Source organism: Cupriavidus sp. SK-3 (assembly GCF_000611145.1).
Lineage (GTDB): Bacteria > Pseudomonadota > Gammaproteobacteria > Burkholderiales > Burkholderiaceae > Cupriavidus.
The window spans coordinates 1-11,257 of record NZ_JFJV02000040.1 but is presented as its reverse complement, the minus strand read 5'-3'; the positions used below and the strand labels follow the sequence as shown (position 1 = coordinate 11,257).

7 protein-coding genes are annotated in these 11,257 nt (G+C 69.7%); all 7 read left to right on the top strand.

Annotated features, from left to right (window positions below; all coding sequences use genetic code 11):
- The coding region (locus CF70_RS37335; RefSeq protein WP_035860954.1) for a filamentous haemagglutinin family protein at positions 1 to 5,833 on the top strand (5,833 nt) is incomplete at its 5' end.
- 106 nt (positions 5,834 to 5,939) lie between these two features.
- Positions 5,940 to 6,575 carry an RNA polymerase sigma factor gene (locus CF70_RS04475; protein WP_051648034.1) on the top strand — a complete coding sequence of 212 codons (636 nt, stop codon included), beginning with the start codon at positions 5,940 to 5,942 and terminating at the stop codon, positions 6,573 to 6,575.
- A gap of 122 nt (positions 6,576 to 6,697) precedes the next feature.
- Positions 6,698 to 7,195 carry a hypothetical protein gene (locus tag CF70_RS04470; RefSeq protein WP_051648033.1) on the top strand — a complete coding sequence of 166 codons (498 nt, stop codon included), beginning with the start codon at positions 6,698 to 6,700 and terminating at the stop codon, positions 7,193 to 7,195.
- A gap of 37 nt (positions 7,196 to 7,232) precedes the next feature.
- Complete coding sequence (locus tag CF70_RS04465; protein WP_081862015.1) at positions 7,233 to 8,606, top strand: trypsin-like peptidase domain-containing protein; 1,374 nt, start codon at positions 7,233 to 7,235, stop codon at positions 8,604 to 8,606.
- Positions 8,607 to 8,739: 133 nt separating this feature from the next.
- A complete protein-coding gene (locus CF70_RS04460) occupies positions 8,740 to 9,444 on the top strand; it encodes an STN domain-containing protein (protein WP_035860938.1) in 705 nt (234 codons plus the stop codon).
- 12 nt (positions 9,445 to 9,456) lie between these two features.
- Positions 9,457 to 9,972, top strand: coding sequence for an RNA polymerase sigma factor (locus CF70_RS04455; protein WP_035860935.1), 516 nt, complete (start codon positions 9,457 to 9,459; stop codon positions 9,970 to 9,972).
- A gap of 93 nt (positions 9,973 to 10,065) precedes the next feature.
- Positions 10,066 to 11,055 (top strand): FecR family protein, encoded by a 990-nt coding sequence (locus CF70_RS04450; RefSeq protein ID WP_035860932.1) that lies wholly within the window; start codon positions 10,066 to 10,068, stop codon positions 11,053 to 11,055.
- Positions 11,056 to 11,257 lie beyond the last annotated feature (202 nt).

Here is an 11,257-nt window from a genome sequence, read left to right as displayed (position 1 = left end):
GCCGGCCACCGCCGCCGGCGCCGCGCTGGGTGCCGAGCTGAGCCTGGCCGGACGCGACATCACCGTGGACACCATGCTGGCGCTGCCCAGTGGCAAGCTGGCCATCAGCGCCGAACGCGATCTGACGCTGACCGACCGCGCGGTGCTGGACCTGGCCGGGCGCAAGATCGCCTTCAACGACGTCAGCAAATATGGCTGGGGCGGCGATGTGGTGCTGGAGAGCATCGGCGGCGATCTGCGCCAGGCGGCGGGCTCGGTCATCGACATATCCGCGCAGCACAACCGCGCCGGCACGCTCAAGGCGCTGGCGCTCGGCGACGGCGCGGGCGTGCTGGACCTGCAGGGCAAGGTCCTCGGCGGCACCAACGGCTACTACGATGCCGGCGGCACGCTGCTGCCCTACAAGGCGGCCCGCGTGGAAATCCGGGCGCAGCGCCTGGGCGACGGCGGCTCGCAGGACGCGAGCTTCGCCGCGCTGAACCAGCGCCTGAACGACGGCGGCGTGTTCGGCGCGCGCAGCTTCCAGCTCAAGCAGGGCGATCTCACCATCGGCAACGGTGTGAAGGCCGGCGAGGTGAACGTCTCGCTCGACAACGGCAGCCTCACCGTGACGGGCACCATCGATGCCAGCGGCGAACGCGTGGGCCAGATCCACCTGGCGGCGAAGCACAGCCTGACGCTGGCCGGCAGCGCCTTGCTGGACGCGCACGGCAAGACCCTGCGCGTGGACAGCTACGGCAAGATCATCGATTCGCCCAACCGCGCCATGATCGACCTGAGCGCCGGGGACGGCCAGTTGACGCTGGCCTCCGGCGCGCGCATCGACCTGCGCCACGGTACCGATGCCAAGGCCGGCAACCTGCCGGGCGAGCACGATGGCCGCGCGCGCGGCACGCTGGAGCTCAATGCCGCCCGCACCGGGGAAACCAGCGGCGACATCCGCATCGACGCCAGCGGCAACCTGGAGATCCAGGGCGCGCGCTCCATCGCCGTCAACGGCATGTGGCGCTACGACGATGCAACCTTCGTCGCCACCCCCGCAGCCAGCGGCCGGCCCTACCAGGTCATCGACCAGGTCTACCTGGATGGCAAGCACCTGCGCAGCACGAAGTTCATCGATGCCGCGCTGGCCAACGGCAACCTGATGAACGGCAAGCTGGCCGGCCTGAACAACGCGAAGTATGCCGATGCCTTCCACCTGCGCCCGGGCGTGGAGATCGTCAGCAACGCCACCACCAACCCCGGTGGCGACATGGTGGTGGCGGGCGACCTGGACCTGTCCGGCTACCGCTACGCCAGCGTCAACCCGCATACGCAGAAGACCGGTGTCTACGGCTCGGGCGAGGTGGGCACGCTGGCCATCCGCGCCGGCGGCAACCTGGATATCTTCGGCAGCATCAACGACGGCTTCGCGCCGCCGCCGGTCACGCAGGACGACAAGGGCTGGCTGCTGCTTCCCGGCATCAACTTCACCGGTGGCGACACCGTGCTGCCGCGCGCCGGCGTGGTGCTGGCCGACGGCACCAGCTTCGAGGGCGGCACCACGCTGAACTACGACCTGCCGATCAAGGCCAGGATGTTCGGGGCGGGCACGCTGATCCCCGCGCCCAGCGTGCTGGCCGACGCGATGGTGCTGCAGCCGGGCACCGTGCTCGGCGCCGATGTGCGCGATGCCTCCGGCGCACTGCTGTTCGCCGCCGGCAGCATCGTCGGCGGCACCAGCGTGACCTTGACCCCCGGCACGCGCATGGGCGCGGGCATGCGCCTGCCGGCCACCGCCATGCTGGCGGCCATGACCTGGCCCAAGGGTGTTGCATTGCCCGGCGCGGCCGGGCGCTACGTGCTGAACGGCGCCATGCCCTTGCCGATGGGCGCTTTCCTGCCGGCGGCGACTGATATCAAGCTGCCCGACGGCGTGACCTCGGTGGAGCTGCGCCCCGCCGGCAGCGGCCGGTTGTGGGCTGCCGCTGCGATGTTGCCGGAAGGCTCGCAGTCGTGGTCGGTGCGGCTGGTGGCGGGCGCCGATACCGAAGCGGCGGACAACCGCATCCTGCAGACGCACGCGCGCCAGGGCGGCCTGCGCCTGGCGGACAGCCACTACGGGATGTTCGGGGTGCCGGGGCCCACCGGCTTTGTCTGGAGCCAGGCGGCGTCCGATGAGACCGGGATTCCCGAGATCGTTGTCGGGGCGACGATCACCGACGAGTTGGTCCGGGCACTCACCAGCGGCGGTCTCCTGACCGCGGCAGCTCTCTGTGCGGAGACGCCGCACTACTGCAAGCCGAAACCTGCCTACATCTGGACCAAGCAGGGCGTGGAGGAGTGGGGCGACCCAAGCGACGCGAAGGTTTATGTTGGCGCGCCGCTCGATCCCGTTGCACTTGGCTGGGCCTCGATCTGCACGGACAACCCGGGCTGGTGCGCATCCGCCTCCACGACCTATGACTACAAGCCGGGTAGCACCCGCTTCAGCGTGGTGCGCACCGGTGCCGCCGATCTCGACCTGCTGGCCGCCGGCGACCTGCGCATGGACTCGATGTTCGGCGTCTATACCGCGGGCGCCTCGTCGCGCCCGGCCAGCGCCAGCGATCCCTACAACCTGCCGCGCGTGGTTGGCGCCAACGGCAAGGTACTGGGCGATGTCGATGGCGGCTACGAGAAGTTCGTCAACGGCGGCGCGGACAGCCTGGCGCGCGCCTGGTACCCGGCCTCCGGCGGCAACTTGACCATCCGCGCGGGCGGCACCCTGAGCGGCGATGTGATGCGAGTGACTAACGCAGGCCCTTCGCGGCCGAACCTCGCCGACACCGGCTACGATAGTGCTGCCATCGGCAACTGGCTGTGGCGCCAGGGCACCGGCAATACCTTTGGCGGCGCGCAGGACCAGCCTGGCGCCTGGTGGATCAATTTCGGCACCTACATCAACGCCGGCGCTGACAAGCTGGTCGGCTTCACGGGCTACGGCACGCTGGGCGGTGGCGACCTGCGCGTGGACGTGGGTGGCGACGCCGGCATCCTCGCCAGGCGCGGCGAGCTGCTCACTCCCCTCGACCGCAACCAGCGCAGCCAGGCCCTGGTGCTGGCGGTCGGCAGTACCGGCCGCGTGCTGGCCGATGGCAGCCTGAGCCTCACCGGCGGCGGCGACCTGATGCTTAACCTCGGCGGCACGCTGAACCCGTTTGTCGTCACGGGCGCGAGCAATCTGGCCAGCGACGACACGGACGCCGCGCTCAACGGCGTCATCGTCAACCTGCGCGGCGACGTGCAACTGCAGGCCGCCGGCATCGGCAGCCTGCCGCTGCGCTACGGCGTGTATGCCAACACGCAGTCCCCGCGCGAGACCCGGGCCTTCGATCCGTTCACCGCCACGCGCGCCGCGGCGCAGGGTGGCATCGTGCTGGCGCCGGGCGACGCCAGCTACACGCTGATGACGCGCGGCGACCTGGTGGTCAAGGGGGTCAATGACGCGACCCGGCTGACCATGGCCAACGCCACGCCGTTCGGCACGGGCGGCGAGGCCGGCAAGGGCCAGAGCTGGTTCTCGCTGTGGACGCCGCACACTGCCATCAACCTGTTCGCCGCCGGCGGCGACCTGGTGCCGGTTACCAGCAACGGCACGCGCACGGATTCTGCCGTCGTCTATCCGTCGATCCTCAGCGTGGTGGCTGCCAGCGGCAGCCTGTACTACGGCACTGCGGCAACGTTCAACGGAATGACCGGCACGGAGTCCTTGCTGCTGGCGCCGTCTGCCAATGGCAAGCTGGAGTTCCTGGCCGGCAACTCGATCTATGCCGGCGGCTACACCGTCAGCGCTTCCGGCGCGTCCGGGGGCGCGCTGGCGACACCGTTCCGGCCGGCGTTTGCCGGCACCACGGATGCGGGCAGGGCGGTGACCAATGTGGCCGGCGGCAACAACGCGGCCTCCGGCTACTATCCGCTGTTCGCCTTCGGCGCCAACAGCGCGTCGGGCGAGTCGTCCGGCGCTGGCGAGCCGGTGCGCTTCTACGCGGTCCACGGCGACCTGGTCGGTGTCGACAGCGGGCGCCTCGTTCGCTTCGACGCCAGCGACAAGACGCGCGGCGGGCAGACCTGGTACGAGGGCGCGCGGCCGGTGTGGATGATGGCCGGGCGCGACATCGTCGGCAGCGGCCTGCCGCTCGGGCAGTTCGAGAAGGTCGACGGTGAGGTGAACACGTATTTCACCAGTACCGGCAACCTGTTCGTGCACAACGACGCGAACGACGTCTCCGTGGTCTCGGCGGGCCGCGATATCCTCTTTGGCAGCTTCAACGTGGCCGGGCCCGGCACGCTGGAAGTGACCGCCGGCCGCGATATCCGCATGGAAGACAAGGCCGCCATCACCAGCATCGGCGCGGTGACGCCGGGCGACAAACGCCCCGGCGCCAGCATCGCGCTGCTGGCCGGCACGGGCGCGGGCGGGCCGGACTATGCCGGTTTTGCCAGCCGCTACCTGGACCGGGCCAGGCAGGCCGTGGCCGGCCAGCCACTGGCCGGGCAGGCCGGCAAGGTGGCCTATGGCTACAACCGCAAGCTGACGCTGCGCGACTGGCTGCGCCAGGAGTATGGCTACACCGGCGACGATGCGCAGGCCCCGGCGTACCTGGCGCGTCTCCAGGCCGCCCGCGATGCCGACGCCAGCCAGCCCCGGCGCGTGCTGGCCAGCGACTTCCAGCGGGCGGGCGAGCTGCACCTGGTGAACTGGCTGCAGGCGCACCACGGCTACGACGGCACCGGCGACGCGCTGGCGTTCTTCAACGGACTGGCGCCGGAGCAGCAGCGCGTCTATCTGCGCAGCGTGTACTTTGCCGAGCTGAAGGCGGGCGGGCGCGAGTACAACGATGCGAACGGCGCGCGCTACGGCAGCTACCTGCGCGGACGCAACGCCATCGCCGCGCTGTTCCCCGCGAACGCCGCCGCCTACGGTGGCGACATCACGATGTTCGGCGCGGCCGGCGTCAACACCCTGTTCGGCGGCGACATCGCCATGCTGACGCCCGGCGGGCGGCAGGTGTTCGGCACCGAGGGTGAAGCGCCCAAGGCCGTGAGCGGCGTGATTCCGGGTGTGATTACGCAAGGCGCGGGCGACGTCGGGCTCTATTCGCAAGGCAGCATCCTGCTCGGGCAGAGCCGGATCATGACCACCTTTGGCGGCAACATCATGGGCTGGTCGGCCGAAGGCGACATCAACGCGGGCCGCGGCTCGAAGACCACCGTGGTCTACACGCCGCCCAAGCGCGTCTATGACCGCTGGGGCAACGTCACGCTGTCCTCGGATGTGCCCGGCACCGGCGCCGGCATCGCCACGCTGGCGCCGATCCCGGAAGTGCCGGCCGGCGATATCGACCTGATCGCGCCGCTGGGCACCATCGATGCGGGCGAGGCCGGTATCCGCGTCTCGGGCAACGTCAACCTGGCGGCACTGCAGGTGGTGAACGCGGCCAACGTGCAGGTCCAGGGCAAGGCGACGGGCGTGCCCACCATCGCGGCGGTGAACGTGGGCGCGCTCAGCAATGCCAGCGCGGTTGCCAGCACGGCGGCAACCGCCGCGCAAGAGGCGGTGCAGCGCGCGCGCGGGGAAGCGCGCCAGAACCTGCCGTCCATCTTCACGGTGCGCGTGCTGGGCTTCGGCGACGAGCGGCCGCAGGATGGCGGCACGGATGCGCCGCCAACCCCGGCCGGGCGCAGCGCCGGCGCCACGCGCTACGACGAGTCGAAGCTGGTGCAGGTCGTCGGCCTGGGCGCGAACTTCGAGCCCGGCCGCCTGGCGCGCCTGACCGACGACGAGCGCCGCCGCCTGCTGCAAGACCGCTAAGGCGGCCGATGCGCCCGCCTCCCGCATTGGCGGGAAGCGGGCGGGGATCTCCCGCTGACGCGGCACACATGCAAATGAACACAATGAACACAGAGGTAGATCCGTCATGGACTTGAGCGCCCCGCCTGCCTTCGAGGCAACCGACGCTATCGAGGACCGTCCCGGTGGCATGCCCGGCGAACACCCGCGCACCTTCGCGCTGCGTGCGTTCCTGGTGGCGAACTACAAACACCTGCGGCGCCGGCTGGCGCGCCATCTCGGCTGCCCTGACCTGGCCACGGAGTGTCTGCACGACGCCTGGCTGCGGCTGGGCGACATGGCGATCGGCGCGGATGTGCAGAGCCCGGACGCCTACGTGTATCGCGTGGCCTGCAACGCCGCCACGGATCGCCTGCGCAGCAACCGCGCTTCGCTTTACGCGGGCGACGCCGATGCCGAACTCGACCATATCGCCGACCTCGGCCCCGGCCCCGACCTCATCGCCGAAGCGCGCTCCGCCCTGCAGGCCGTGGAGCGCGCCTTCGAACGCATGCCATATCGCCATCGCGTAGTCCTGCTGGCGCTCAGGCTGGAGGAATTGCCCCGGCAGGAGGTGGCTACCCGCCATGGGCTCTCATTGCGGCGTGTCGACACGATGCTGCGCCAGGCGCTGGAGCACTGCGCCGGGGGGGCGGATCAACTCGTGCTGGCGGGCGCAGGCGTGCCCCGCCGCGCGCTGGCGCAAGCACGGGTACGGGCTTGATGCGCATGGCATATGAAGTTTCTGTGACAAACGACATCTCCGGCCAGTGAGTTCCGTCTCTGTATGACGGCGTGCGGACCCTCGCAGCCGCGCGTATGCCATGACGACAGACAGGAACTCCGATGTATTCCCCCATTGATCCAAGCCGGCAGTCCAGCCCCGTCGCCCGCAAGCGGGGCGCGCCGCGGCAGTTCTGGCGGCGCCTGCTCCGTACCCTGGGGCTGGTGGGCCTGGGCGCGGCGTCCTCCGCCTCCGGGCAGGCGCCCGCGCAGCCGGTTCCGCAGCACTGGATGCGCTATGCGCAACTGGCCAGCACGCAGTTCCAGGCGCGGCTGGACGACCATGCCGACGCGGCGGCGCTGCGCTTGCAAGGCTGGATGCAGGATCGCTTGCTGCCGCGGCAGGCCGCACCGCACCCGGCCGCGTCGTTGGTGATGCGCGTATGGCTGGCGCCCAGCGGCCGGGTCGAGCGCGTGGAGTTCGACTCGCTGGGCAATGCGCAGGCCGATGCGGACCTGCGCGCCGTGCTGATGACGCAAGCCTTGTCCGAGCCGCCGCCGCCGGATATGCGCCAGCCGATGGTGATGGAGCTTGCGCTGGATTTCCCAACGGCCAGCTGACGTGGCGGACGCTTTCCAACCAGGCCGCAGCCGCGCCATGCGTTGCGCGCTGGCGGCCGCCTCGGCGGCGCTCCTGTTTGTGCTGACGACCGGCACCGCCGGATGCGCGCCGCTGCAGGCGGCACCCGATTTCTCGCGGCTGGTCCGGGAGAATGGCCCGGCCGTGGTCAACATCGGCGTCGCGCGCGAGGCGTCGCCCGCGCGTCTTTACGCCGATCCGCCGCGCGGGCGTTCCGCCGGCGTCGCGCCGCGCCAGGACAACGTCGACGAGACCAGCCTGGGCTCCGGCTTTATCCTCAGCGGCGACGGCTACATCCTCACCAACGCGCACGTGGTCGCGCGCGGCACGCAGGTCAGCGTGAAGCTGACCGACCGGCGCGAGTTCAAGGCGCGGCTGGTCGGGCTGGATACCGTGGCCGATGTGGCCTTGCTCAAGATCGACGCGACCGGCCTGCCGGCGGTGAAGATCGGCGATCCCGCCAGTGTCGAGGCCGGCAACTGGGCGCTGGCCATCGGCTCGCCCTATGGCTTTTCCAACTCGGTCACGGCCGGCATCGTCAGCGCCAAGGGCAGGGTGCTGCCGGGCGCCGAGTACATGCCCTTCCTGCAGACCGACGTGCCGGTCAATCCAGGCAACTCCGGCGGGCCGCTGTTCAACCTGAAGGGTGAAGTGATCGGCATCAACTCCCGCATCTACAGCCGCAGCGGCGGCTACCAGGGCTTGTCGTTCGCCATCCCGATCGATGTGGCCATGCGCATCAAGGACCAGTTGCTGAGCAAGGGCGCGGTCACGCGGGGCCGCATTGGGGTGGCGGTGCAGGAGGTCACGCAGGCCCTGGCCGATTCGTTCCGCCTGCCGCGCCCGGCGGGGGCGCTGGTGAGCTATGTGCAGCCGGGTGGCGCCGCCAGCCGGGCCGGCGTGAAACCGGGCGACGTGATCCTGCAGGTGGGCCCGCGCGACGTCGTGCAGTCCGCCGATGCGCTGATCTTTATCGCGGACCTGCCGCCCGGCGCGGCAACGCCGTTCAGGATCTGGCGGGAACGTGCATCGCTGGTGCTGCACGTGACGCCCGATCGCTTCGACGCGCCCAGGGTCGCACAGGTTGCCGCGCCGGGCCATGCGCCGCTGGGCATGATGGTCAGGCCGCTGTGGCCGCAGGAGCGGCAGGTGCTGCGCATCGACGGCGGCCTGCTGGTGCAGCGCGTGAACGCGGCAGCATTGCGCGCGGGCGTGAACACCGGCGACGTGATCCTCGCGCTCAACGGACAGCCGCTCGACAGCGTGGAGGCGTTGGCCGAAGAAGTGAGCGCGGCGGATGGCGCAGTGGCGCTGCTGGTCCAGCGTGGCAGTGCGCGGCTCTTTATCGCCATCGAGACGCAGCAGCCGTCCGGCGCCGGGCAAGAGGAGTGAGCCATGTCACGGCCATCCTTGCCATCGAGTCACGGCGGCGTCACATTGGATCCCTACGATGCGGACCGGTATGCGGTCGGGCGGTGCGTCCGGCCTCGCATGGATTCCTCAACGGACAGGGCATTGGATCGTGATGGCAAGCTTGGTCGCATCCCCCGGTGCGCGCGCACTGGTCTGCTATATGGTGGTCCTGGCTCTGAGCCTCGCCGGCCAGCAGGTCCACGCCGGGCAGCCCGCCACGGAGATGACATTCGACCTGCCGGCCCAGCCATTGAAGCAGGCGCTGGCGCAATACGATGCGCAGACCAGCCTATCCGTTTTCTTCTCCTCCGAGCTTGCCGCCGGGCGAACCTCGAATGCCGTTCACGGGAGCTACAGCCCGGAGGCGGCGCTGCGCAAGTTGCTGGAGGGCACGGGACTGAACGTGCAGGCAGCGGCGGCCGATGCCTTCGTGCTGGTGCCCGGCGCGCGCAACCCGGACATGGCCGTGGCCCAGCCACCGGCCAGTGCCCAGCGGCAATACGAGGGCACGGTGCAGTCGCAGATCTACCAGGCGCTGTGCGCGCGTACCGCCCTTGCGCTCGGGGATTACCGGCTGGCGCTCTATGTGCAGATCAACGCGTCCGGCCATGTGCAGCGCGTGCGTCTGCTGGACACCACGGGAGACAAGGCACGCGATGCGGCCATTATCGAAACCGTTGAGCGCGTCGACCTGGGCCAGCCGCCGGCGGACCCGGCAAAAGCCTTCGTGCTGCTGGTCAAGCCCGTGCGCTGCGATACGGCAGCGGCGCAGTCCGGACCGTGCAGGCTCCCCTGCGGCCGGCAGGCGAGCCGATAGATGAGCCGATAGATGAGCGACTCCAGCCGTTCGACCTTGCGCGACCTTCTGGCCCAGCGCTACGAGGACCTCAAGCGCCGCCTGACGTGGCGGCTGGGTTCGGCCGAACTCGCCAGCGACGCGTTGCACGACACCTGGGTACACCTGGAAGAACGCAATGAACAGGGCGAGCCGGTCAAGAGCCCCGCCGCCTACCTGATGCGCATGGCCACCAACCTGGCGCTGGATCGGCTGCAGCGTGACCGCCGCTACATGAGCGCGGAAGAAGTGGAAACGCTGATGGCCGAGATCGCCGACCCGGCCCCGGGCCCGGCGCAGACCGTGGCCGCACGCGACGAGGTGGAAGCGGTGGCCCGTCTCATCGAGAGCATGCCGCCGCGGCGGCGCGCCATCTTCCTCGCGGTGCGCGTCGATGAACTGTCGAACCAGGAGGCCGCGGTGCGCTTCGGCGTGTCGCCGCGCCTGATCGGGCTGGAGCTGAAACGGGCGCATGAATACTGCATGGCGCACCTGCCCAAGCATGGATGAAAAAAAGCATGCCGATCTGTTGCTTCCCAACCGTCTTGTCTATGTGTGCAGGCAAACCACGGTGGCGGCTCGCTTGATGCCATGATACGAACGATGAATCTTCCGGGACAACAGGACAGGGCGCTGGATGCGGTCGAGCGGCAGGCGCTGGCCTGGGTGCGCCGCGCGGCGGCGGGCGAGATGACGCCGGCCGACGGCGCGGCGCTCAGGCGCTGGTGCATGGCGGATCCCGCGCACAGGGCTGCGTTTGCCGTGGCACGGCAGCGATGGGAGCAACTGGGCGAGGCCAGCCGGCTGGTGGTGGCGCGCAACCCGGCCAGCCTGCGCATTGCCGGGACGCGGCGCGCGCCGGACTGGCAGCGGCGCGCATTCCTCGGCGGCGCCATGAGCGCGGCGGCAGCGGCGGCGACGGTGGCCGTCATCCAGCCGCCGCTGGGCCTGTGGCCTTCCGTGGAGGAGATGCGGGCGGACTACCGCACCGCGACCGGTGAGCAACGCCGGCTGGCGCTGGCCGAGGACGTCACCGTCGAACTGAATACGCGCACCAGTATTGCCGTGCGCTCCGGAGCGGGGCGCGTGCAGGGCATCGACCTGATCTCCGGCGAAGCCGCTGTCGATACCCTGAATGCGCCGCGGCCGTTCGCGGTCGTCGCCGGGCCGGGGCGCGCGTTTGCGCAGAGCGCCCGGTTCGAAGTGCGGGTGACGCCTGCCGGTGTGTGCGTGACGTGCGTCGAGGGGACGGTGCAGGTGGCGCATGCCGCGGGTGTCGCGACGCTGAGCGGCAAGCAGCAACTCACCTACGATGGTGCTGCGCTCGGACGGATTGTGCGTGTCGATCCGACGTGGATGCCGGCTTGGCGGGATGGCTACCTGCGGTTTGCCGATGCGCCGTTGCGTGAGGTGGTTGAGGAGATTAATCGGTATCGGCCGGGGAGGGTGGTGTTGCTTGATAGGCAGGTGGGGGCCAGGCATGTGACGGGGCGGTTTCAGATCCGGTCGCTTGATAAGGCTATTGCGCAGATGCAGCGGTCGTTGGGGTTGGAGGTGCGGTCGTTGCCTGGGGGGATTGTGTTGCTTAGTTAGGCGTTCTTTCGTGTGGCGTTTTTTGTGTTGTGGGTTTGTCGGGGGTGCGTAGGTCAATGGTTTCGTAGCGAGGCCGTCTGGTAGTGGTGCGCTGGCAATTCGCCCAGTTGCTGATACTGGCACGGAGTATCGCGATATATCATGCTGTGATGGTTTTGTTGGGGCTGTCGTTGTTTGTTTGGGCGGTGTTGGTTATTGCACC